The sequence below is a fragment of the Janthinobacterium sp. YR213 genome, assembly GCF_900099875.1.
In the GTDB taxonomy this organism is placed as follows: Bacteria; Pseudomonadota; Gammaproteobacteria; order Burkholderiales; family Burkholderiaceae_D; genus Janthinobacterium; species Janthinobacterium lividum.
Genome location: NZ_FNDA01000008.1, coordinates 39619 through 64132, shown reverse-complemented (window position 1 = coordinate 64132; position 24514 = coordinate 39619). Strand labels below are relative to the sequence as shown.

Sequence of the window (24514 nt, the reverse complement as noted above, 5' to 3'; positions counted from 1 at the left end):
GGTCTGGAGCTGGGTCAGGAGCTATATGATAGCCGATTATTTGGCTTTGGCAGCGGGACGGCTGGCCAGGGCCTTGTTTTTCGCGGCCAGGGTCTTGATCAGGCCATCGATGCCGCCTTTGCTGATCTCGCTGGCAAAGCTGCTTTTGTACGTTTCCACCAGCCACGCGCCAAGCACGTTGATGTCATAGATCTTCCAGCCGGACGGGGTTTTCGCCACGCGGTAGTTCAGGGGCACGGGTTCGCCGCGCGCCACGTTCACCTGCGAGCGCACTTCCACTTCCGTATCGCTAGGATCGGCGCGCAGCGGCTTGAATTCCACAGTCTCGTTCTTGATCTGCGACAGGGCGCCCGAATACGTGTAGATCAGCAGGGTGCGGAATTCCGCGGCCAGCTGCTTTTGCTGGTCGGGCGTGGCATCGCGCCAGTGCCGGCCGGCGGCCAGGGCCGTCATGCGCTGGAAATCCACGTACGGCAAGATCTTGCTTTCCACCAATTCCGTGACCCGCTTGATATCGCCAGCCTGGATGGCCTTGTCCGACTTGGCCGTGTCGATCACGTCCTGGCTGATGCGTTTGACCAATACGTCCGGCGCTTCCACGGCGGGGGCGGCCTGGGCGGCGGTGGCAAAGGCGATGGTGGCCATCGCCAGCAGTTGTTTCATCAATTTCATGGTTTACCTTTCATGGTGTTGCTATGCACCGGCTGGCGTTGATCGCAGCCGTGGTGTTCCTGTACCGGAGTTTACTCCTGCGGCTTGGCCTCGGATGCAACGGTATTGCTACCAGATGTTACGAGGTCCGCAGGTGCCAGCTGGGCGGCAACCTTGGCGGGCGGCGCTTCTACCGGGGCCGCCTGGGGTTTCGCATCGTACTCCGGCTCGTAATCGCTGGTGTCGTTTTTTGGCACTTTGCGGTCGCGGCGGTCCGTATCGCCATCGAAAACCTTGCTTTCGCGCGCCTGCAGGAAGCCGTCGCGGATGAATTCATAACGGTCCAGCGCGGCCGCTTCCATCAGGTTGGTCGCGTCGAGCAGCGCGGCGCGCTTGTCGACCACGCGCGTCACCGTGCCGATATTGCGCACATTGACCGGATCCTTGTAGCGCCATGGGTCGCCCGCGATATCGAGCGGCAGGGCCGCCGTGTCGCGCACGGTCGATGGGCCCAGCAGCGGCAGCATCACGTACGGACCAGACTGGACGCCATACCAGCCCAGGGTCTGGCCAAAGTCTTCGCTGTGTTTCGGAATGCCCGCCTGCGAGGCGATATCAATCAGGCCAAGGATACCGAAAGTCGAGTTCATGCTGACGCGCACGACGTCTTGCAAGCCCGCTTCACCCTTGCCTTGCAATAAGTTGTTTACGGCGCTCCACACGTCGGACAAGTTGCCGAAGAAGTTGCCCACGCCCGTTTGCACGAACGATGGCGTGACTTTCTTGTAAGCCGTGGCGACCGGTTTCAGGGCCACCTGGTCAACGGTGTCGTTGAACTTGAACATGGCGCGGTTATACCCTTCCAGCGGGTCGCGCGGGTTGGTGCCGGTGGCGCAAGCGCTCACGCTGGCGGCGATGGCCATGGCCAGGCCGATACGTACCAGGCTGCCTTGGGATTGCTTGGTCGACTCGCTCATTTGCTGTCCTTTCCTTCCGCTGCCTTGCTGTAGATGAACTGATTGATCAGGTCTTCCAGCACTGTGGCCGATTGAGTACGGGCGATCTTGTCGCCCTCTGCCAGGTTCGCCAAATCGCCGCCTGCTTCCAGGCCGATATATTGCTCACCCAGCAAACCGGCCGTCAAAATCTTGGCCGAGCTGTCTTTCGGAAATTTGTAGCCATCTTCGATGTCGAGTTTCACCAGCGCCTGGTAGGTCTTGTCGTCAAAGACGATTTCCGAGACCCGGCCCACAACCACGCCGGCACCCTTGACGGGCGCCTGCGGCTTGAGGCCGCCAATATTGTCGAACTTGGCGCTAATGGTATACGTCTTGCTGAAAGACAGCGAGCTCATATTGCCGGCCTTGAGCGCCAGAAACATCAATGCCGCCACACCCAGCAAGACGAACAAGCCGACCCAGACATCCAAAGATTTACGTTGCATAAACAATCCTAAATAATTTTTACTTGCTGCCGCCTGCGCAACATCTTGCCCAGGCCCGCTGTTTGTCGCTGATCGGCAATTACTTGCTAAACATCAACGCCGTCATCATGAAATCGAGCCACCACACCATCAACGATGAAATGACCACCGTGCGCGTGGTGGCGCCAGACACGTCTTCCGGCGTCGGCTGTGCCTGGTAACCCTGGAACAGCGCGATGAAGGTCACGGCAATACCGAACACCAGGCTCTTGATGGTGCCATTGCCCACTTCCTTCCAGACATCCACGCCGCCTTGCATCTGCGACCAGAACGAGCCTTCATCGACGCCGATCAGCACCACGCCGACCAGATAGCTGCCGATGATGCCGACGGCCGTAAAGATGGCGCCCAGGATCGGCATGGCGATCACGCCGGCCCAGAAACGGGGCGCCAGCACGCGCTGGATCGGGTTTACGGCCATCATTTCCATGGCCGACAATTGCTCGCCCGCCTTCATCAGGCCGATTTCCGCCGTCAGCGACGTGCCGGCGCGGCCCGCGAACAGCAGCGCCGTGACGACCGGGCCCAGTTCGCGCGTCAGGGACAGCGCCACCAGCAAGCCCAGCGACTGTTCGGCGCCGTACGTGGTCAAGGTGTAATACCCTTGCAAGCCCAGCACCATGCCGACAAACAGGCCGGAGACGGCGGTAATCACCAGAGAGCGGTTACCGATAAAAAACAGTTGCTCAATCACCAGACGCGGACGGCGCCACAGTCCGCCCGACGAGGCGATGATGATAAAAAACGAACGCACGGCAAAGCCGAGGTCTTGTACCGAATTGCGCAACCATGCACCGATCGCCGCCAGGAAACGCGCGATCATCGGCCGCCCCCCGTCTGCAGACCCAGGTCGTCGGCCAGCGACTTGCCCGGATAATGGAACGGTACGGGGCCATCGGCCTCGGCATTGACGAACTGCTTGACGTACGGATGCGTCGACACGGCCATCTCGGCGGGCGTGCCGTGCGCCACGATCTTGCCCGATGACAGAAAATAGACATAATCAGCGATGGCGAAACACTCCTTCACATCGTGCGATACCAGGATAGACGTGGAGCCCAGCGCATCGTTCAGATTGCGGATCAAATTCGCCGTCACGCCCATGGAAATCGGATCCAGGCCGGCGAACGGCTCGTCATACATGATCAGTTCGGGGTCGAGCGCGATGGCGCGCGCCAGCGCGACGCGGCGGCCCATGCCGCCCGAGATCTCGGCCGGCTTCAATTGCGCCGCATTGCGCAGTCCCACGGCGTGCAGCTTCATCAGCACCAGGGTGCGGATCAGCTCTTCATTCAAGTCCGTGTGTTCGCGCAGGGGAAACGCCACGTTCTCGAACGCCGTCAAGTCCGTAAACAGGGCGCCGTGCTGGAACAGCATGCCCATCTTGCGGCGCAGCTGGTATAACTCGTCGGTCCCCAGCGTATGCACGATCTGCCCGTCGACATTCACGGAACCGGAACTGGGACGCAGCTGCCCGCCGATCAGGCGCAATACGGTCGTCTTGCCACTGCCGGAGCCACCCATGACGGCCACAACTTTTCCACGTGGGAAATCCATTTGAAGGCCCGATAAAATCGAACGTTCTCCATAGGCAAAGTGTAAATCACGGATCTCAACAAGATTTGGCACGACGAAGCTCACTATTTTAATGGCGTATTGTAGTGCAGAAACGCCAACCTCTGCTGAGACACCCCTTGGGACAGCCCCGTAAAGGGGAAGAATACAACACTAATGAATCGAAAGTCAGATATTGTAGTGGAAATTCGGCCGCCACATCGCGTCCCTGCCCGATGGCATGCATGGCTGTTGACTTGACAAGTAAAAAGAACAAAGGCCACGTCGCGATCCGCGCCGTGGCCCTGGCAAAAAACGAACAATTGCTCGTTTTTTTAGCGCGGCAGCAGGGATGCGCCCATCAGGAACTCATCGACGGCGCGCGCGCACTGGCGCCCTTCGCGGATGGCCCAGACCACCAGCGACTGGCCACGGCGCATGTCGCCTGCCGCAAACACCTTGGCCACCGACGTCTGGTAGCAGCCGGCGCCATCCGTTGTCGCCTTGACATTGCCGCGCGCATCCGTATCGACGCCGAACGCTTCCAGCACTTGTTGCACGGGGGAAACAAATCCCATGGCCAGGAAGACCAGGTCCGCCTTCATCTCGAATTCCGAGTTCGGCACTTCGCTCATCTTGCCGTCTTTCCATTCGACGCGGCAGGCGATCAGCTTTTCCACCTTGCCGCCCTTGCCTTCGAAACGCTTGGTGGCCACGGCCCAGTCGCGCTCGCAGCCTTCCTCGTGCGAGGACGAGGTGCGCAGCTTGGTCGGCCAGTAAGGCCAGACCAGCGGCTTGTTTTCCTGTTCCGGCGGCTGCGGCATCAGTTCGAACTGGGCCACCGAGGCGGCGCCATGGCGGTTCGAGGTGCCGACGCAGTCGGAACCCGTGTCGCCGCCGCCGATCACCACCACGTGCTTGCCCGTCGCCTTGATCTGGTCCTTGAGCTTGTCGCCCGCGTTGACCTTGTTTTGCAGCGGCAGGAAATCCATGGCGAAATGCACGCCTTTCAGCTCGCGGCCCGGCACGGGCAGGTCGCGCGGCTGCTCGGCGCCGCCGGCCATGATGACGGCGTCGAATTCTTTTTCCAGGTCTTCCGGGAAAATGGTTTCCTTGGCCCAGTTGTTGACATGGGCCGGGAAATCCTTGCCGACCAGCACGCTGGTGCGGAAGACCACGCCTTCGGCTTCCATCTGTTTCACGCGCAGGTCGATGTGCGATTTTTCCATCTTGAAGTCAGGGATGCCGTAACGCAGCAAGCCACCGACCCGGTCGCTCTTCTCGAACACGGTGACGGCATGGCCGGCGCGCGCCAGCTGCTGCGCCGCCGCCAGGCCCGCAGGGCCGGACCCGACGATGGCCACTTTCTTGCCGGTGCTGAATCCCGCCGGCTGCGGCGTGACCCAGCCGTGTTCCCAGCCCATGTCGATGATTTTATGTTCGATCGACTTGATGCCGACCGGATCTTCATGGATGCCCAGGGTACAGGCCGATTCGCACGGCGCCGGGCAGATGCGGCCCGTAAATTCCGGGAAGTTATTCGTCGAATGCAAGATGTCAAGCGCTTCGCGGTAGGCGCCGCGGTACACCAGGTCATTCCAATCGGGAATGATGTTATTCACGGGGCAACCCGTGGTGCAGAAGGGAATGCCGCAATCCATGCAGCGCGCGCCTTGCACGGTCGCTTGCGCGTCCGACAGGTGCAGCACGAATTCCTTGTAGTTCTTCAGACGCGCGGCAGGCTCCAGATAGTGTTCGTCCTGGCGCTTGAATTCCATGAAGCCGGTAATTTTACCCACGATGTTTCCTTTGTATTTGCTGGCTGGGAGCGGCTTGGCCGCTCCCTGTCATTGCTCTATGCGATTGATCTTGGCTGGCTCAGGCGGCGACGGCTTGGACTTCCATGGCGGCATCGGCAGCCATTTCAATCAGCGCGCGCTTGTATTCGTTCGGGAAGACTTTCACGAACTTGCCGCGCGCCGCAGCCCAGTCGTCCAGCAGGACACGGGCGCGGGTGCTGCCCGTGTGCTTGAAGTGACGCTCGATCAGGCGCTTGAGGATGACCTCGTCGGCTTCCGGCACGCCGTCGCGGTGCTGCGTATGCCAGGCATCGCGATCGAGGTGCTGTTCCGCTGCGGACACGACCTTGTCCAGGCTGACCATGGCCGTGTTGCACTTGCTGGCAAAGTCGCCGGCCGGGTCATACACATAGGCGATGCCGCCCGACATGCCGGCCGCGAAGTTGCGCCCCGTGTTGCCCAGGACCACCACCGTGCCGCCCGTCATGTATTCGCAGCCATGGTCGCCCAGGCCCTCGACCACCGTGGTGGCGCCCGAGTTGCGCACGGCAAAGCGTTCGCCCGCCACGCCATTGAAGAAAGCTTCGCCGGCGATGGCGCCGTACAGCACCGTGTTGCCGATGATGATGTTATCCACGGCCCAGCCACGGAATTCCGTATTCGGCCGCACGATGATGCGCCCGCCCGACAGGCCCTTGCCCACGTAATCGTTGCCCTCGCCCACCAGGTCGATGGTGATGCCGTGCGCCAGGAAGGCGCAGGCCGACTGGCCCGCCGTGCCTTGCAGCTGGATGTGGATGGTGTCGTCCGGCAAGCCGGCATGGCCGTATTTCTTCGCCACTTCGCCGGACAGCATGGTACCCACCGTGCGGTTCAGGTTGCGCACGGGCGAGATGAAGGAGACGCGCTCGCCCTTCTCCAGCGCCGCGCGCGCTTGCGCGATCAGCTTGTGGTCCAGCGCCTTTTCCAGCGCATGGTCCTGGAACTCCACGTGGCGACAAGCTTGGCCATCCGGCGTTTCCGGTTTGTGGAAGATGGCCGAGAAGTCCAGGCCCTGCGCCTTCCAGTGCGAAATCGCCTTCGACTTGTCCAGCAAGTCCACGCGGCCGATCAGTTCGTCATACGTGCGGATGCCCAGCTGCGCCATCAGTTGACGGGCTTCTTCGGCAACGAAGAAGAAGTAATTGACGACATACTCGGGTTTGCCCGAGAACTTGGCGCGCAGCACAGGATCTTGCGTGGCAACGCCTACCGGGCAGGTATTCAAGTGGCATTTGCGCATCATGATGCAGCCCTCGACCACCAGCGGCGCCGTGGCGAAGCCGATCTCGTCGGCGCCCAGCAGGGCGGCGATGACCACGTCGCGGCCCGTCTTCATCTGGCCGTCGGCCTGCACGCGGATGCGGCTGCGCAAGCCGTTCAGCACCAGCGTTTGTTGCGTTTCTGCCAGACCCAGCTCCCACGGCGTGCCCGCATGTTTCACGGACGACAATGGCGAAGCGCCCGTGCCGCCGTCATGGCCGGCGACGACCACATGGTCGGCTTTCGCCTTCGTGACGCCGGCAGCCACCGTGCCGATGCCCACTTCCGACACCAGCTTCACGGAGATCGAAGCGCGCGGATTGGCGTTCTTCAAGTCATGGATCAGCTGCGCCAGATCCTCGATCGAATAGATGTCGTGGTGCGGCGGCGGCGAAATCAAGCCCACGCCCGGCACGGAAAAGCGCAGGCTGGCGATGTATTCCGACACTTTATGGCCCGGCAACTGGCCGCCTTCGCCCGGTTTCGCGCCCTGCGCCATCTTGATCTGGATCTGGTCGGCCGAATTCAGGTAGGCGGCCGTGACGCCGAAACGTCCCGACGCCACTTGCTTGATGCGCGAACGCATGGAATCGCCTTCCTGCAGCGGAATGTCGACGACGATCTGCTCGGCGCCCACGACGGAAGCCATGGTGTCGCCCTGGCGAATCGGGATGCCCTTCAATTCCTGCGTGTAGCGGTTCGGATCTTCGCCGCCCTCGCCCGTGTTCGACTTGCCGCCGATGCGGTTCATGGCCACGGCCAGCGTGGCGTGCGCTTCCGTGCTGATCGAGCCGAGCGACATGGCGCCCGTGGCAAAGCGCTTGACGATTTCCTTGGCCGGTTCCACTTCATCGAGCGGGATGGCCTTGGTCGGGTCGAGCTTGAACTCGAACAGGCCGCGCAGGGTCAGGTGGCGACGGCTCTGGTCGTTGATGATTTGCGCGTACTCTTTATAGCTGGAGAAATTGTTGCTGCGCGTGGAATGCTGCAGCTTGGCAATCGCGTCCGGCGTCCACATGTGGTCTTCGCCGCGCACGCGGAAGGCGTATTCGCCACCCGCGTCGAGCTTGTCGGCCAGCACGGGATCGTTGCCGAAGGCCAGCGCGTGCAGGCGCAGCGCTTCTTCCGCCACTTCAAACACGCCGATGCCTTCCACGTTCGACGCCGTGCCCTTGAAGTATTTGTCCACCAGCGATTTGTTCAGGCCGATGGCTTCGAAGATTTGCGCGCCGCAGTACGACATGTACGTCGAAATGCCCATCTTCGACATGACCTTCATCAAGCCTTTGCCCACCGCCTTGGTGTAGTTGTAGATAGCCTTGTCGCCGGACAAGTCGCCTGGCAAGCCATGCGCCATCTCGACCAGGGTTTCCATGGCCAGATATGGGTGGACGGCTTCCGCGCCGTAGCCGGCCAGCAAAGCGAAGTGGTGCGTTTCGCGGGCCGAGCCCGTTTCCACGACGAGGCCGGTGGACGCGCGCAAGCCCTTGCTCACCAGGTGCTGATGCACGGTGGAGGTGGCCAGCAGCGCGGGGATCGCCACCTGGTCGGCGCAAATGGCGCGGTCCGAGACGATCAAAATGTTATGGCCCGACTTGACGGCGTCGACGGCTTCCGCGCACAGCGAGGCCAGGCACGCTTCCACGCCTTCCTTGCCCCAGGCCAGCGGGTAGCAGATGTCCAGCTCGTACGACTTGAACTTGCCGCCCGTGTGAGCGCTGATGTTGCGCAAACGGGCCATGTCGTCAAAGCCCAGCACGGGCTGCGCCACTTCCAGACGCATCGGCGGGTTGACGTTGTTCGTATCGAGCAAGTTCGGTTTCGGGCCGATGAAGGACACGAGCGACATCACCATCGCTTCGCGGATCGGGTCGATCGGCGGATTCGTCACTTGCGCGAACAACTGCTTGAAGTAGTTATACAGCGGTTTGAGCTTGTTCGACATGACGGCCAGCGGCGAATCATTGCCCATCGAGCCCGTCGCCTCTTCGCCGGCCACGGCCATAGGCGCCATGAGGAATTTCAAGTCTTCCTGCGTATAGCCGAACGCCTGCTGACGGTCCAGCAACGATGGCTGCTCTTTTTCGCCCTGGGCGCGGTCCAGCTTGGCTTGTCCTTCGGCCAGCTTGATCTCGTCGAGCTTGATACGCACCGAGTTGATCCACGCTTTATATGGCTTGGCATTGGCATAGGTGTTTTTCAATTCCTGGTCGTCGATGATGCGGCCCGCTTCCAGGTCGATCAGGAACATTTTCCCAGGCTGCAAGCGCCATTTCTGGATGATCTTCGACTCGGGAATCGGCAGCACGCCCGATTCCGACGCCATCACCACCAGGTCGTCGTCCGTGACGATGTAGCGGGCCGGACGCAAGCCGTTGCGGTCCAGGGTGCCGCCGATATGGCGGCCATCCGTGAACGCCATGGCGGCGGGGCCGTCCCACGGTTCCATCATGGCCGCGTGGTATTCATAGAAGGCGCGGCGATTGTCGTCCATCGTCGTGTGGTTTTCCCACGCTTCCGGAATCATCATCATCATCGCCTGGGCGATCGGGTAGCCGGCCATCAACAGCAGTTCCAGCGCATTGTCGAAGCACGCCGTGTCGGACTGGCCTTCATAGATCAGGGGGAACAGTTTTTGCAGGTCGTCGCCCAGCACGGCCGACTTCATCACGCCTTCGCGCGCGCGCATCCAGTTGAAGTTGCCCTTGACGGTGTTGATCTCGCCGTTATGCGCGATCAGACGGTACGGGTGGGCCAGCGGCCATTCGGGGAAAGTATTCGTCGAGAAACGCTGGTGCACGAGGGCCAGGGCCGAGATGCAGCGCGCATCCTGCAAGTCCTTGTAATACACGCCCACCTGGTCGGCCAGCAGCAAGCCCTTATACACAATGGTGCGCGCCGACATCGACGGCACGAAGAATTCCTTGCCGTGCAGCAGTTTCAAGGCCTGGATGGCGTGGCCCGACGATTTGCGGATCACATACAGTTTGCGCTCGAGCGCGTCGGTGACCATGATGTCCGGGCCGCGGCCGATGAAAATCTGGCGGATGACCGGTTCCTTGGCGCGCACGGTGGGCGACATCGGCATGTCCGTATCGATGGGCACGTTGCGCCAGCCCAACACGACTTGTCCCTCGATGCGCACGGCGCGTTCGATTTCCTGTTCGCACGCGATGCGCGACGCATGTTCCTTCGGCAAGAAGACCATGCCCACGCCGTATTCGCCAGGCGGCGGCAATTCCACGCCCTGCTTGGCCATTTCTTCGCGGTAGTACTGGTCGGGAATCTGGATCAGGATGCCGGCGCCATCGCCCATCAGCGCATCGGCGCCCACGGCGCCCCGGTGATCGAGGTTTTTCAGAATCAGCAAACCCTGTTCGACGATCGAATGGGTCTTGTTGCCCTTGATATGGGCGACGAAACCGACGCCGCAGGCATCGTGTTCATTGGCTGGGTCGTACAGGCCTTGCGCTTTCATGGGCTTCTCCGCTGCATATGACTATCGAAAAACTAGAGTAGTGCAACGCAACAAAAAACTCAACCAGAAAAATTAGGGTCGGAGTCAGATTAAATTTGATTCCGTCGCTCTAAAAATTTAATAGGGACACAGTCAAAGCAATTTCAATAAAACGTGAGAAAGAAACCATTTTTTGTTTTAAATGCGAATGCTTTTCAATTGGCGCCCACTTCGACCACGATTTTACGGGGACGGCCCCGCTTGGCCGGCAGCACTTGCCGCTGCATTTTGTGCTCCAGCGCCTGCTTGAAAGCGTCGGAACCCAGCGGCCAGCCCTTCAATACAGCCTCTTCCACCACCTTGACCTGGCTGCGGCCCAGGCCTTGCTCGAACAGGCGCAGATAGGCCGCTTCACGGTCGAACGGCGTATTGCCGAGCGCCCAGTACAGCGCATGGTCGGTGATCACGGGATCGGGACGCACGCCCGCATGGTGGGCATAGCTGGACCAGCTATAGTCCAGCGCCTGGCCCGCCAAACCCGTTTGCACGGGTACGCATTCGAGGTAGCGGCAGCAAGTGAGGAAGAAATTGTCGGGATCGATGACGGAAGTTTTGTAGCGTCCCTGCCACAGTGCCCCCTCGCGGCCGTATTTCTGGTTGAAATACGGGACGTAATAGCGTCCCAGCCACTGCATCAGCTGCCCCAGACCCGTCGCATCGCTGGGCGTGGCCAGCAAATGTAGCTGATCAGGCAATAAAACGTAGGCATGGATGGCCACCTTGAACATTTTTGCGCCCGTTTTCAGCCAGGACAAAAATTGCGCGTAGTCGGCCGCATCCTGGAACACGGGCTGGCGGTTGCTGCCGCGCTGGATCACGTAATGGGGCAGTGCTGGAATGATGAGGCGGGGCAAGCGGGCCATGGCAGAATCGGTAAAAAGAAGGCTAAGACCTTGATTTTACACACTTGTGCGCGCAAGGCGCGACTCTGACCCTGTTTTATTTGAAATGCTGGAAAAGGCGATTGACTCTGTCCCTTAATTTCGCGACAGGGCGTTCATGCGCCTTCGCAAACAGCCTGTGGGTAATTCCAGCGGCCGCCCTTGTCGAGACAGCTGTCGATTTTCCATTCCTGACGCAGCAACAGGACCGCACAGGACAAGCCAACGATCAACAGCAGCCCAAGCAGAACACGCCATTTCATCCGGACCGCCTCCGCTGGTCAGGACAAATTGAAACTGGCTGACAGGCTGTAGCCTTCGCCATACGCGCTGCGCAGCGGCAAGTCCTGGCCCAGGCCCGTCTTGGCTTTCTTGCGCAGGCGGTACACGAGCATGTCGACCCGGCGGCCCGCATCGGGATCTTCGCCGCCCATGCCGGCCACGATGACGTCGCGCGGCACGGGGCGGGTGTTGATGGTCAACAGGTGCAGGAAGTTGAATTCTTTTTCCGTCAGGGCGATGACTGAACCCATCAGCTCAAGTTGGCGCGCGCTTACCTTCAAGGTCCACTTGCCCGGCTCGGGCACGGGATCTTGCGGGCCGACGCGGCGGTCGAGCGCTTCGATGTGGGCGGCCAGTTCGGGGAATTTGATCGGCTTGGTCAGATAGTGGTCGGCGCCCAGGCGCAAGCCCAGGATGCGGCTGTCGAAAGCGACACGCCCCGTCAGGACCAGCACGCCAATTTGCGGATACAGCTGGCGCATGCGGGGAATGACGTTGAAGCCGTCCTCATCGGGCAAGCCCAGGTCCAGTACCACCACGCCAACATTACCATGGCTCAACGCCGTCCACATCCCGCCAGCGGAGCTGGTGATATGAACTTCGTGTTCGAGCTCAACGAGAAACTCCGCCATATCTTCGGCGTAGTCCAGATTGTCTTCGACGATCAGTATTTTCGTCATTGCAACGCCATTCTTCCGTTAGTGAGCTACCGTGGGCAAACCATGCCATTCACTTCTACACCATGATGGACGGCACAATAGGTTTACGTCAAGGAATTATCACGGTTGCCTTCAGCGGAAGCAAGGCTTTTCCTTGTCTAGACAGGAAGCGGCAGCCAAATGCGGAAAAGTGCCCCGCCTTCGGGCAGATTATGCCCCTGCAAACTCCCGCCATGCACGTCCACCACGGCGCGCGCCATGTACAGGCCCAGCCCCGCGCCCGGATGCGTGGCATAGGTTCCACGGCTTCCTTTTTCGAACAACTGCGCCAGTTCGTCTTCCCGCAAGCCAGGCCCCGCATCGCGCACGCACAGGGCCACGCCGCCCTCGGGCACCAGCTTGGCCGACACGGTGATGACGCTGCCAGGCGGGCTGAACTTGACGGCGTTGTCGAGCAGGATTTTCAGGCACAGCGCCATGCCGGGCACGTCGCAGCGCAGCCTGGCCGGCAAGTCCTCGTCCAGTTCCAGCTGTACGCGGTGGCTGGCCGGCACGGTGGCGGCCGCCTGCTGCAGCAGGGCAAGCGGCGCGATGCCGTCGGCGGCCCGCTCGCGGCCGATGGCCGCCATGCGTTCAGGTGAGAGATAGTCGTCGATCATGGACAACAAACGGTCGACGGCCGTCTGGATTTTCACGTAGCGCTTGCGCGTGGCCTCGTCCGCCTCGGTGGACGTCGAGACGAGGCGCTGGATGGCGCCGTCAATCGTGGCCAGCGGGGTGCGAAATTCATGCGACAGCATCGAGGCAAAGCGCTTCTGCTCCTTTTCCCGCTCGGCTTCCTGCGCCTGGACGGCGCTGACGTCGCGCACCGTGCCCGCCAAGGTCACGCCCCGCCCCGCCGCCGCAGGCACGATGGTGGAATGGATTTCCAGGGCCAGCTGGTGGCCGTCGGCGTGCGGCATTTCCACTTCGCGCAACAGGGTCAGGCGGCTGGCGTCGCCGTCGCGCCAGCGCTGCAGCCGGGCCGGCACGTCCGCCGCCAGCTGCGCCGCGTGCGCGCGCAAGGCAGGCAAGTCGTGGCCCGTCAGGCGTTGCGCGGCCGGGCTGATGTAGAGCAATTCCAGGGTCGTGGCGTCGAGCAGGAAGGCCGCGTCGCGCCCGTGCTCGGCCAATAGGCGGAACTGCGCTTCGCCTGCCCGCGCGCGCAGCAGGGCGCGACGCAACTGGACGAAGCGCAGCGCCATGAGGATGGCGCCGGCCAGCAGCAATACGAGCAAGGGCAGGAAGGGCAGCATGCGTTATACCTGGCAAGAAAGAATCGCCAAGTATAAGCGTGCGGCAGCGTTAATCTTCCAGCGGGGCGAAAATCTGCTGCAAGTCTTCCTGCGTGAGGGCCATCTTCTGCGATTCGCCTTCGGCCAGGATCGACTGCGCCAGCTCCGATTTCTTTTGCTGCAGCAGCTGGATTTTTTCTTCCAGCGTGCCCTTCGCGATCAGCTTGTAGACGAACACGGGCTTGTCCTGGCCGATGCGCCAGGCGCGGTCCGTGGCCTGGTTTTCCGCCGCCGGGTTCCACCACGGATCGTAGTGGATGACCGTGTCGGCCGCCGTCAGGTTCAAGCCGACGCCGCCCGCTTTCAGGCTGATCAGGAAGATCGGCACGGCGCCCTGCTGGAAAGCCGCCACTTGCGCGCCCCGGTCCTTCGTTTCGCCTGTCAGCAAGGCGTAGGGAATGTCGCGCGATTCCAATTCTTCCTCGATCAATTCCAGCATGCTGGTAAATTGCGAGAAGACGAGGATCTTGCGCCCTTCGTCGAGCAAGTCTTCCACCATCTGCATCAGGTCGAGCAGCTTGGCCGAGCCGGCCGACTGCTTCTTCGCCGGCAAGGATTTCACCAGGCGCGGATCGCAGCACACTTGCCGCAGTTTCAGCAGCGCTTCGAGGATGACGATCTGGCTGCGCGCCACGCCCTTCTTGTCGATTTCTTCGCGCACCTTTTGATCCATCGCCAGACGCACGGTTTCATACAGGTCGCGCTGCGGGCCCGTCAATTCCACCTTGCGCACCATTTCCGTCTTCGGCGGGAGCTCTTTGGCCACATTGTCCTTCGTGCGGCGCAGCAGGAAAGGCTTGATGCGGCGGTTCAGGAGCATGCGGCGCAGCGGGTCGTCCTGGCGCTCGATCGGATGGCGGAATTGCGTATTGAAGGTCTTCTCGTCGCCCAGCAAGCCCGGCAGCAGGAAGTGGAATTGCGACCACAGCTCGCCCAGGTGATTTTCCAGCGGCGTGCCGGACAGGCACAGGCGGTGGCGCGCGCGCAACAGGCCCGCGCTTTGCGCCGCCTTGCTGCGCGTATTCTTGATGTAGTGCGATTCGTCGAGAATGACCAGATGGAAATCGTGCTCGCGCAGGGTTTCCTCATCGCGCGGCAACAGGGCATAGGTGGTCAGCACCAGGTCGCATTGGTCGATCTGGTCGAATTGCTGGGCGCGGTCCTTGCCTTGCAGCAGCAGCACTTTCAGGCTGGGCGCAAATTTTGCCGCCTCGTCCTGCCAGTTGCCCATCAGACTCGTCGGTGCAATCACCAGGGCCGGATGCGTCAAACGGCCCGCTTCCTTTTCCACCAAGATATGCGCCAGGGTCTGCACAGTTTTACCTAAGCCCATGTCATCGGCCAGAATCCCCGCCAGGTCATGGTCGCGCAGGAATTGCATCCACGCCAGACCATCGGCCTGGTAATCGCGCAGGGTCGCCTGCAAGCCGGCTGGGGCCGCCACTTTTTGCACGGAACCGAACTGGCTCAGCTTGCGGCCCATGGCGCGCAGCTGCTCGCCGCCCGTCCATTGCATGTCCAGGCCGCGCGCCAGCTCTTCCAGGCGCGCCGCATCCAGGGTCGACATGCGCACGGCATGCTTGATCTTGTCGCTGAAATACAGTTCGCCCAGCGTGTTCAGGATGGGGCGCACACGGCCCCACGGCAGGGCCACGCGCGTACCGTCCTGCAAGGTCGCCAGCATCTGGTCATCGTCCGCATGCGCTTCGATGACTTTCGGGTTGAAATCGTTGGGCGCGTTGCGGATCAGCTGCACCAGCACGGGCAGCAGCGGCACGCGCTCGTGGTTGACGACGATGCCCAGTTCCAGCTCGAACCAGGCGTTGCCGCTGTCCGGGTCCTGGTCGTCGATCTCCGCATACCAGTCGCCCACGTCGCTCACGTCGTAGCGGTACTTGGCCGTCTTTTCCACGATCCAGCCCTGTTTGCGCAAGGCGTCGATGCCGGACTCGGCAAAACGCAGCCATTCCGCCTGGGAAGGCAGTTGCAAGGCCCCCTTCAAGCCGCTCAAGGGGGCGGAGCCCGGCTTCTTGAATTGCAGCTCGGCCAACGTCGCCAGCGCGCGCGCTTCATCGACCGTATTTCTCTGGATAATTTCCGTCACGTCGCCCACTTGCCGCACCACGCGCTGCGACGGGTCGAACGCGACGCGCTCGCCATCGTAGTCGTAGGACAGCACGGCGAAGTCACTCCAGCGCTGCGCGCTGCCATCGGCCAGCATGGCGCTGTCGAGCAGCAAGACCGGCTGCGCCGGCACGTCCTTGCGCAAGCGCTGCGGCAACGGCTGCGGCAGCGGCATCAAATGCTGCAAGCCCTGCGCCAGCAACAATTGCGACACGCGCACCTTGTCGCTCGCGTTCAACGGCGGCGCCTGCGCCACCAGCGCCTGCAAGTCGGCCAGGGAAATGTCGGAGCCGCCCTGGTTCAATTCCAGCACGCCGCACGACAGGTTGTCGATGTACCACGGCGGATCGGTGGGCAGCATGTAGTCGATCTGGTCTGCGCCGTGGTGTTTCGCGCCTTCCGGCGGGTCCACTTGCCAGCCCAGGCGCATGGTCTTGCCTTCGTCGCGCCAGAACAGGCGCGCGGGACGCACGGGACCTTCCTTCAGCGGATACACGAGGCCATTGCCCACGTCGGCCCAGGAATTGGCCCACAACAATTTATCCTGCTCGGCCAGCATTTTCAGCAGGGCCGCGCCCACCTTGCCCTTCGGCTCCGTGGCGCTACCCGTCTGCGAATTCTGCCCGCTGCGCATGGCCACGAAGAAACGCACGAGGTCTTCGTCGGCTGGCGTCAGAAACGTGGGCGGCGCCGATAGCAGGGAAAAGATTTCGCTGATGGGAGAAGCCGCCGCCACGTCGCCATTCGGCCGCAGCCGCGCCTTGTACAGGCACAGGGCCACGTGGCGGCCACCGCTGGTGGGCGCCAGCACGTAGATCAGCCGGTGCTGGTTGAGTTTGGGATCAGGCTCGGCAATGGTCAGCACGGCCTTCGGATGGGCGGCAGCCTCCACCCGCTGCAGCCAGGTGGCGACGGCATACGGTAAAGGCGCTCCCGGCGCACTGGCCGGGGCAACTGGGGTTTCACTGGTTTCGTCGCGGGTAAAATCCATGGGGCGCATTTTTGTGTAAAGGTCGTATCCAAATCGGCAACAGGCAATATTATCCGCCATACAGCCGTTGCTGGCTTGATTCACACACGCTCTTTGAGCAGTTTTAATGCGCGATGCCTAAAAAATAAGTATTTAATACGACACTTGGGACCCGCAGATGGCAAAAAAGGCCCGTCATGGGCCTTTTTTGCTGCCATTGGCCCGCTTGTCAGGCCGGCACAGTTTCTTCTTCTGCCACGTTGACGGCTTCGACTAACGGTGCGGTGCTCGTATCGGCCGGCGTAAAGTTGCGCAAAAACAAGAAGAACTGGCCCATCATCTGCGTCCACAGTTGCAGATTGATATTCAGGTACTCGCGGCTGACGCCGCCGGCGACCAGTACATCCATTTCCAGCACGACGAAATCGCCATGCTGGGCCACGCGGGCAAAACGCTTGCTGCGGTGCCATTCGGCCAGCAAGCCGGCCGGCAAGTCGCCGCCCTGCACGCGCAGCGGGCAGCTCAGGGTCAGGTCCGCATACTGGCCAGGCGATGCTTCATTGCCCCACAGCACCTGAAAGCCGATGCCATGGCTGGCGCTATGCAGGCGCACGACACCGTCGTGTTCGATGCTGGTGACGGCGCAGCCGGCCGCCTTGATGGCCTCGGCCGTTTGTTCCGCATTCAGGGTGGTCAGCAAGCTATTCGTGTTTTCCATCGTCATTCCATTCATTTCAAAAAGTAAAATTACTGGGGAGCCGGCGCGGGCGCGGCCGGCGTTGCTGCCGCTTCGGTTTGACGCGCATCAAAGCGGCCCTGGTATAGCTGGTCGCCGTACTGCTGCGCGATTTGCTCAAGTTTCACTCTGCTTTGCGCGGCGAACGGCTGGCGCGCCTTCATGACGTCCAGCACGTCGAGTCCTTCATACGCTTGCAGGATTTCCTGTCCGGCCGCATACAGCTGGGCATTCTTGCTTTCGCAGCGCGCCAGGGCGCCCCGCTGGGCCGTCACTTCGCCGTCGAGACGCGCACGCTCCGCTTCGCTCTGCTTGCCCGTGGCGGCCAGCTGTTCGCTGGCCTGGCGGTACTGCGCCAGGCTGGCGCTTGCCTCTTGCGCGGCGGCGGCGCTGCGCTGTTGCTGCTCGCCCAGTTTTTCCCGCTGCGCGCGCTCCTGCGCCAGTTGCGACTGGCTGCGTGCCAGCTCCTTTTTCAAGCCATCGCTGGCGGGCGCGGCGGCAGCCGGCGCCGCCTTGGCGGCAGGCACGCCCTTGGCTTTGAGCAATTCCAGCTCGCCGCGCGTCTGCTGCAATTGCGCCGTGACATTGCGCAACTCGGCCCGCAAGCGCTCTTCCATGCTCTGCCCCTTCTGCGCCTGGGCCGTGCTGGCGGCCAGCAAACTCAGCAGCAGTAAAGGCAGGCGCATTTTGTTGGATATCAACATCATGGCTCCTTAAAAACGCGCGTTCAATTCGATTTGCAGGGTGTCGATCGACAGCGCCGAACCGAACACTTCGCGACTCGACGTCCAGCGGCCGTTCAGCCAGGTATTCTTGTCGAGCGCATACGCGCCGCCCAGGTAGTAGCCGCGCGCATTCGTGCCGCCCAGGTGGAAGGTGGAATCGTTGTAGGCGTCAGGCAAGGCATCCGGTTCGATGCGCTTGTAGCCGAGCAAAACGTTCCAGTCGCCGCGCGCCGCCGGGCTGGCCTTGCCCAAGGTCGCCTGCAGCATGTAGGCATTGCCGCCGCTCCGGAAATCGGCTTGCGAGACGCCGCCCGTGCCGCCGAAGTTGTTCATGATGCCGCCCTTGGCGCGCGCCCACATTTCGTTCTTGTCGTAAGCCATGTTGCGCACATAATCGCCTTCGATGCGCAAGTCCGTGCCGCCGGCAACCTTGCTATCCCAGCGCGCATTCAGATTGGCCAGGCGGAATTTCGAGGCCAGGCCCACGAATTGCGGCTGCGGCGTATTTGCCGGGTCCAGCGGGTTCAGGGCAATATTGCGCAGCAGCATCAAGCTATTGCCTTTTTGCATGCTCGATGGACGCGACCAGTCCGTGTTGCAGCCATCGGCGCCCGCGTACAGGGCGCACGGCTGCGAATACTCGCCGCTGATATTGCGGAAGTTGTAGTAAGCCAGCGCGCCGCGCAACTGATGGTCGCTATTGATCTTCCACGACGCGCCCACTTGCGCGCCCAGCAGCCACTTGTTTTCGCTGGACATTTTTGCCTGGCTGCGGCTAGGCGCATTGTCGGATGAATACTCGAGCGGAATCAGGCCCAGGGTACCGAAGACGGTGACGTCCTTGCTGTCGCCGAGGGGTTGCTGCACCTTGGCGGCGATGCCGTCGAAATTGAGCTCGCTGGAAAACAGTTCGTCGCCGGAAACGAACGGATTGTCGAAGCGGCCCGCCGTCAGTTTCAGCCAGGAAGCGGGCTGGTAGGACAGCCAGGCCTGGTCCAGCCAGATGTTTTTCTTGCCCAGGCCTCCACCGAGGGTTTGCGTGGTGGACACGGGGCTGTCGTCATTGCCGCTGGCCAGGCGGATGCCTGCTTGCGTGCTGTCGGAAATGCCGGCCAGGATGCCCAGGCGGGCGCGGGCGCGCAGCAAGTGCTTGCGGTCTTCGCGCGTGTTCAGCAGCGCTGGCAGGGCCAGGTTGGTATTCGAATTGACGTCGTAGCCGCTGCCGCTGTTGAGCGAGCGCCAATCGATCTCGATATTGCTGTTGGCCATGTCGTAATAGCGCGATTCGTAGCGCGCGCGCACATCGCCTTCCAGGCGGATGCGCTTGGTCCAGGCCGGCGTTTCATTCGGCGCCGCCCAGCCGCCCGCCTTCGCTTCGGCCAGCACTTGCCCCTTGATCTCGTCGCGGATCTGCTCGCGCACGGTTTGCGAAATATACGGCACGCGCACGTCGCCCGCCTGTACCTGCGCCAGGGCCGCCGGTGCGGCGGCAGGGCGGGCTTGCGCGGCGGCCAGCGCTTCGCTCTGCGCCTGCGCCAGCAGCGCTTCGCCGGCATTCTTGTTCAGGGCGCCGCTCTGGATCAGGCCGCGGATCAGTTTGACCATGGTGCTGTCGGCCGGTGCCGCGGACTGGGCTTGTGCTGCGCCTGCCGCCACGCTCAGGGCCAGGGCAGCCAGCGCCAGCGGAAGGCGGCGCATGCGCTGTGAGGGAGAAAATAAGGAATTCATCGCTTCTTTCGGTAAATGAGGAATTAGTTCATGCGCTTACGGGCGCCGACCTTTAATGGATACGCGGGCCGGGAAACGCAGGGATGCCGGTGGCCGCTCATCGGCGCGGAAGTCGCGCACCATGGCCAGCACTTGCTCATCCGTCTGCGCATTGCCCGTGCCTTGCACCAGCTGCACCTTTGTCGTCTTGCCTTCCGTATCGAGCCACAGGTCGACGCGGATGTCGGCAAACGCCAGCTGGCGTGTGCGCGGGTCGCGGGCAAAGGCCAGCTGCAGCGCGTTGGCCACATAGCGGCCATACGATCCAGCGCCGAGGCCGCCGCCACCGCCGCCGCCCGTCATGCCGCCACCGCGCCCGGCCTGGATGCCGAAGGCATCGCTGCCGGCCTGCGCCGCGCCGTCGATGGTGACAGGGTCGCCCTTGTCCGGCGACGGGCTTTCCGGCGCGTCATCCATGGGCTTGTCGGCCGGCGTCGGTTCCGGCTCCGATACTTCCGGCACCACCTTGTCCGGCGTCGGTTCCGGCAGTTTTTCCGGTTCCGGCGGCGGCGGGGGCGGGGGCGGCAACATCAGCATCGGCGGCGCCGCCACTTCGCGCTTGGTGGCCGCCGTGTCCGACAGCAAATACCAGACCAGCGCGGCCAGCGCGCCAGCCAGCAGCACGCCACCGGCCACGCCGCCCCAGCGGCGCCACCACTGCGCCGCGCCCGACGATTCCGAGGCGGCCATCTTCATCATGTCGTCACGCTTCACCTTGCGCTCCTCATGCCGGCTTGCCGGTCACCAGGCCCACCTGGTTCAGGTCGATGCGGCGCAGCAAGTCCAGCACTTCGACCACTTTCGCGTATTGCACGGCGGCATCGCCGCGCACGATCACGGGGAAGTCGGGCGTCAGGGCCTTTTCCGTGCGCAGGCGCTCTTCCAGCTCGGGCAAGGTGACGGGATAGGCATCGAGGAAGACCTGGCCCGCGTTGTCGATGGTGATGGCCTTGGTCTTCGGTTTTTCCAGCGCCATGGCCGAACTGGCCTTGGGCAGGTCGACCTTGATGCCGGGAATGCTGGCGTTGCTGGTCAAGATGAAGATCACCAGCACCACCAGCAGCACGTCGACGAAGGGCGTGATGTTGATGCCGCCGCTACGCTTGCGGGGGGTAAACTTGGCGGAGGTGGCCATGGTTATGCGCCCCTCACGCCTGTTGCAGCACGGGACGCATCTGGCGTCCGTCGCCCTGCTCTTCAGCCAGGCGCGTGGCGAACTCATCGACGAAGACGGCCATGTCGGCAACGATGGCGTCCGAACGCGAGGACAGCCAGTTGTAGCCGAACAGGGCGGGAATCGCCACGCCCAGGCCGGCCGCCGTACACAGCAGCGCTGCCGCCATGCCCGGCGCCACCGAGTTGATGTCCACGGCGCCGGCCATGGCCGCCACGACGAACACCAGCATGATGCCGATCACGGTGCCGAACAGGCCGACATATGGCGCGCCTTCGATGGTGGTCGAGAGCCAGATCATGCGTTTCGACATGCGTTCGCTTTCGCGCACCATCACGCCATCCATGGCGGCGCGGATGGCGCCGATGGTCGCGTTCGAGACGGCGTTCAAGTCGTAGCCGCGGTCATGGCGGCGGCGCATTTCGTCGATGGCCACGTCATACAGGCGCCACAGCGAGGAATCCGTCTTCACGGAAGCGCTCAGCTTGCCGTTGCGCGCCAGGTGGTCGAGCGGCGCGCCGGCCGCTTCGTGGAACGACTGCATGAATTGCGCATTGGCGCGCGAGATGGCGCCATAGCTGCGGCCCTTGCCGATCATGATGATCCACGACAAGACCATCATGAGGCCCAGCACGCCGACGACGATCCACGCGTCGAGCGGCATGGCGGCGATGATGAAGCCAAAATGGCTTTTGCCCGCTTGCTGTTCATCGGCGCCAAACACGGCCAGACGCGATTCGGAACCTTGCGAGACGGCGTCGGCCAGCAGCAGAGCGTCGGGACGGGCCGTGCGCGACAGGCGCAGCTCGTCGATGGCGCCCGTGAAGTTGTTTAGGGTGGCGGCGCCGGTGGCGGCAGGCGGCGCATCGGCGCCCACCGAGGCGGCCGTGGCAAAGGCTGGCAGCGCGGTGGCCAGCGAGACGGCCGGACGGCCGCCCACGTACAGGGCCACGTTGGCTTTATCGGCTTTCACGGCCAGGTGCGACCATTGCGCGGCCTGGATCGGTTGGCCGGGCTTGCTGCGCTGGCCATTCACCTGCACGAAAGGCACGCCCTGGTCGACGCCGATCAGCAATTCATTGGCGCCATCGCGGCGCGCATACAGCACTTGCTGCGGGCCCAGGTTGTCGGGACGCACCCAGGCGGAAAAGGTGAAGGGCGCGCCGGCGGCCAGCGCCAGCGAAGGCGAGGCAGGCAGCATCAGCGGTGCCGTGCCCAGGCGGGCGCCGGCGCCGATGACGGAACCGTCCAGCGCCGGCACTGCCGTCTGGGCATGGTTGCCGTAGGCGGTGCTGTCGCGCGAAGGCACGCCAGGCTCCGTGAAGTGGTACACCAGGCTGTAGTCGGGGTCGAAAGTACGCTGGCCATTGCCGGAAGCGGGCGCCTTCGGATTGCCGTAGTACATCCACAGCTGCTGCGGCGTGCCCGCCGTCAGTGCCGGCACGTCGACCCAGATCAGGGCGATGCCCAGCAGCGGGTTGAACTGTTCGATCTGGTGGTTCAGCACCGTCTTGTCGTCGCCCGCCACGAAGCGCAGGTCGGCGCCGTTGTCGCTGACGCCTTCGAAGTTGAAGTTACCGGAATGCAAGCGCAGCAGCACGGGAATGCGGCCGGGATCGCCGCCCACGGCGCCCGCCTTCGGGCCGGCGTCGACGGTGACGGGTTTGCGGTAAGCCCAGTCGGGCTGCCACCAGGCATGCGCCAGGCCGGGAACGAGCGTGCCCAGGATCGTGAGCAGAAAAAGAAAACGTTGCATGACAGTGATTCTCCGAAGAAAAGTCTAAAAAAGTGCAGTGCTGGTGAGCTGGCCCGTCAGTAGCTGGCCGACAGGTTGAAATTGATGCGGCGCACGTGTTTGTGCGTGCGCGGGCCATCGCGCAGCGGGTAAGCGAAATCGATGCGGCCATTCAGGTAGCGCAGGAACTGGAAGCTGCTGCCCACGCCCACGGAGGCCAGGCCGAACAGGTCTTTCTGTTCGATCATCGGATCGCGCAGGCGCAAGCGCGCGCCATCGGCAAAGGCAAACAGGCGCCAGTTTTCCAGGCGGCTGAAATACGTCAGCTGGGGCGTGCGCCATTCGACGGTGCCGGAAATGCCGTAGTCGCCCGTCGCTTCGGCCGACAGGTAGCCGCGCACGGAATTGGCGCCGCCGGCGGCCATCTGCTCGCCCGACACGAGCGCCGCATCGGCCAGCTGGCCCGACATGCGCCCGTGCAGCTGCGCGCCGCTGCCCAGGGTGTAGGTGGCGTTGGCGTCGCCCTTCAGGACGAGGAAGCTGGGCGACGCCTTGTAGCGCTTGTTGTCGTAGGCGGCGCTGTTGCTGCCATAGCCGAACGCGGCGCGCGTGCCGGCCACCAGCGACAGGCCCAGGCCATACGTCGCCGCGTCCGTCTGCGCGAAGCCGTTGTAGGCCACGCTGAGCGGCACGTATTTCAAGGGAATGCTGGAACCGGCGCCGTTCAGTGTCAGCGCTTCCTGGTTATCCTTGAAATCGATGCCGGCAGAAAAGCTGTGCCACCAGATGCCGCTGTTGGGCACCGTGTAGTTGACTTTCATGCCCAGCGCATGGCCCTTGCCCAGCACGCTGGTGCCGCCCGTGCTGGCGACATTGCTGTTCGACTGGTAGCCGGTCGCTTCCACGCTCCAGCCCTGCGTGCCGATCGGCGCCACGTACGAGGCGGACCACACCTTGGTCTGGTTCAGGTCGCCCGGCGTACCGAAAAAGCTGATGGTGGCGCTATGTCCCATCTGCCACAGGTTGTCGTGACCGACCGACATGCTGCTGCGCAGCTTCTTGGTATCGGCGCTGTAGTCGTTGTTCAAGCCGATGCTGGCGCGCCACGGGCTGCTGTCGTCCACTTTCAAGTCCACGTCCATGGTGCCGGGCAGGCTGCCCTGCTTGACCAGCGGCATCACCTGGCGCTTGGGACCGCGGTTCAGGGCCGTCAGTTCCACTTGCGCCTGGGTAAAGTCCGGCACCTTGCCTTCCGTCAGGGCCGGCACTTGCTGGCGCACGTCGAGCGGCGAGTTGTATTGCGCACCGACCACGCGCAAGCGCCCCACCTTCGTTTCGCTCACCTGCAGCACCACCACGCCCTGCTCCACCTGCTGCTCCGGCAAGTCCACGTAGACGGACTGGTAGCCGCGCGCTTGATAGGCAGCAACGAGGGCATCGCGCGCCCCTTCCACGTCCTTCAGGGTGCGGCCCGGCCCCAGAAAGGGCGTCACCGCCTCTTCGATGGCACGCGCATCGAGCACGGTATTGCCGCGCACCAGATATTCCTCGATCGTCACTTGCCGTTCCGGTGCGGCCACAGGAGCGGCCGCCGGGACCGCGTCCTGCGCGCGCGCCATGCCGGACAGCGCCAGCATGGCCAGGCACAGCATCGTCAAGGCGGTCGCAGGCGCCGCTGGCGGCACGTCCCTGCCCTTGGTTGTCATTTCACGCATCTTCCATTCACCTTAAAATCAAACGGTTGCCCTGTGTTGCGGCGCTGGGCCGGCGTATTTTTTCTGCTAATGCTGATCTACTGATGCCTAGACAGCCGCCGCGCGC

Annotated in this window: 18 protein-coding genes; all 18 read right to left on the bottom strand. The window is 62.8% G+C overall.

What is annotated here, in order from left to right; translation table 11 throughout:
- Positions 1–36 precede the first annotated feature (36 nt).
- The 18 genes from BLT98_RS26740 to BLT98_RS26655 all read right to left on the bottom strand — a co-directional run bounded on the left by BLT98_RS26740 (position 37) and on the right by BLT98_RS26655 (position 24408).
- Entirely contained in the window at positions 37–672 is a 636-nt protein-coding gene (locus tag BLT98_RS26740) for an MlaC/ttg2D family ABC transporter substrate-binding protein (protein WP_034780950.1), read from the bottom strand.
- Positions 673–743: 71 nt separating this feature from the next.
- Positions 744–1628 (bottom strand): MlaA family lipoprotein, encoded by an 885-nt coding sequence (locus BLT98_RS26735; protein ID WP_092613172.1) that lies wholly within the window; start codon positions 1626–1628, stop codon positions 744–746.
- Positions 1625–2095 (bottom strand): outer membrane lipid asymmetry maintenance protein MlaD, encoded by a 471-nt coding sequence (gene mlaD / locus BLT98_RS26730; RefSeq protein WP_034753810.1) that lies wholly within the window; start codon positions 2093–2095, stop codon positions 1625–1627. The genes BLT98_RS26735 and mlaD overlap by 4 nt, the downstream gene beginning before the upstream one ends.
- Before the next feature lie 79 nt (positions 2096–2174).
- A complete protein-coding gene (gene mlaE / locus BLT98_RS26725; RefSeq protein ID WP_034780952.1) occupies positions 2175–2957 on the bottom strand; it encodes a lipid asymmetry maintenance ABC transporter permease subunit MlaE in 783 nt (260 codons plus the stop codon).
- Positions 2954–3763 (bottom strand): ABC transporter ATP-binding protein, encoded by an 810-nt coding sequence (locus BLT98_RS26720; protein ID WP_034781028.1) that lies wholly within the window; start codon positions 3761–3763, stop codon positions 2954–2956. The genes mlaE and BLT98_RS26720 overlap by 4 nt, the downstream gene beginning before the upstream one ends.
- A gap of 260 nt (positions 3764–4023) precedes the next feature.
- On the bottom strand, positions 4024–5487 hold the full coding sequence (locus tag BLT98_RS26715; protein ID WP_070257787.1) for a glutamate synthase subunit beta: 1464 nt from the start codon (positions 5485–5487) through the stop codon (positions 4024–4026).
- 79 nt (positions 5488–5566) lie between these two features.
- Complete coding sequence (locus BLT98_RS26710) at positions 5567–10267, bottom strand: glutamate synthase-related protein (RefSeq protein WP_034780954.1); 4701 nt, start codon at positions 10265–10267, stop codon at positions 5567–5569.
- A 194-nt stretch (positions 10268–10461) separates the two neighbouring features.
- The gene (locus tag BLT98_RS26705) at positions 10462–11169 is read right to left on the bottom strand and encodes a transposase (protein WP_092613169.1); all 708 of its coding nucleotides are present in this window, start codon (positions 11167–11169) and stop codon (positions 10462–10464) included.
- Between the two features lie 299 nt (positions 11170–11468).
- Positions 11469–12149: a response regulator transcription factor gene (locus BLT98_RS26700; protein WP_034780956.1), complete on the bottom strand. Its 681-nt coding sequence runs from the start codon at positions 12147–12149 to the stop codon at positions 11469–11471.
- Positions 12150–12286: 137 nt separating this feature from the next.
- Positions 12287–13423, bottom strand: coding sequence for a PAS domain-containing sensor histidine kinase (locus BLT98_RS26695; protein WP_092613166.1), 1137 nt, complete (start codon positions 13421–13423; stop codon positions 12287–12289).
- A gap of 49 nt (positions 13424–13472) precedes the next feature.
- The gene (locus BLT98_RS26690; RefSeq protein WP_092613163.1) at positions 13473–16577 is read right to left on the bottom strand and encodes a DEAD/DEAH box helicase; all 3105 of its coding nucleotides are present in this window, start codon (positions 16575–16577) and stop codon (positions 13473–13475) included.
- Positions 16578–16785: 208 nt separating this feature from the next.
- Entirely contained in the window at positions 16786–17274 is a 489-nt protein-coding gene (locus BLT98_RS26685) for a YbjN domain-containing protein (protein WP_070280193.1), read from the bottom strand.
- Between the two features lie 29 nt (positions 17275–17303).
- Positions 17304–17999: a hypothetical protein gene (locus BLT98_RS26680; protein WP_092613159.1), complete on the bottom strand. Its 696-nt coding sequence runs from the start codon at positions 17997–17999 to the stop codon at positions 17304–17306.
- A 6-nt stretch (positions 18000–18005) separates the two neighbouring features.
- Positions 18006–19715, bottom strand: a complete 1710-nt coding sequence (locus tag BLT98_RS26675) for a putative porin (protein WP_244517731.1) — start codon at positions 19713–19715, stop codon at positions 18006–18008.
- Positions 19716–19781: 66 nt separating this feature from the next.
- Positions 19782–20498, bottom strand: coding sequence for an energy transducer TonB family protein (locus BLT98_RS26670; protein WP_225317135.1), 717 nt, complete (start codon positions 20496–20498; stop codon positions 19782–19784).
- A gap of 10 nt (positions 20499–20508) precedes the next feature.
- On the bottom strand, positions 20509–20919 hold the full coding sequence (locus tag BLT98_RS26665; protein ID WP_034753784.1) for an ExbD/TolR family protein: 411 nt from the start codon (positions 20917–20919) through the stop codon (positions 20509–20511).
- Between the two features lie 13 nt (positions 20920–20932).
- Positions 20933–22714, bottom strand: a complete 1782-nt coding sequence (locus tag BLT98_RS26660) for a DUF2341 domain-containing protein (protein WP_092613153.1) — start codon at positions 22712–22714, stop codon at positions 20933–20935.
- Between the two features lie 56 nt (positions 22715–22770).
- A complete protein-coding gene (locus BLT98_RS26655) occupies positions 22771–24408 on the bottom strand; it encodes a ShlB/FhaC/HecB family hemolysin secretion/activation protein (protein ID WP_244517729.1) in 1638 nt (545 codons plus the stop codon).
- Positions 24409–24514: the final 106 nt, after the last annotated feature.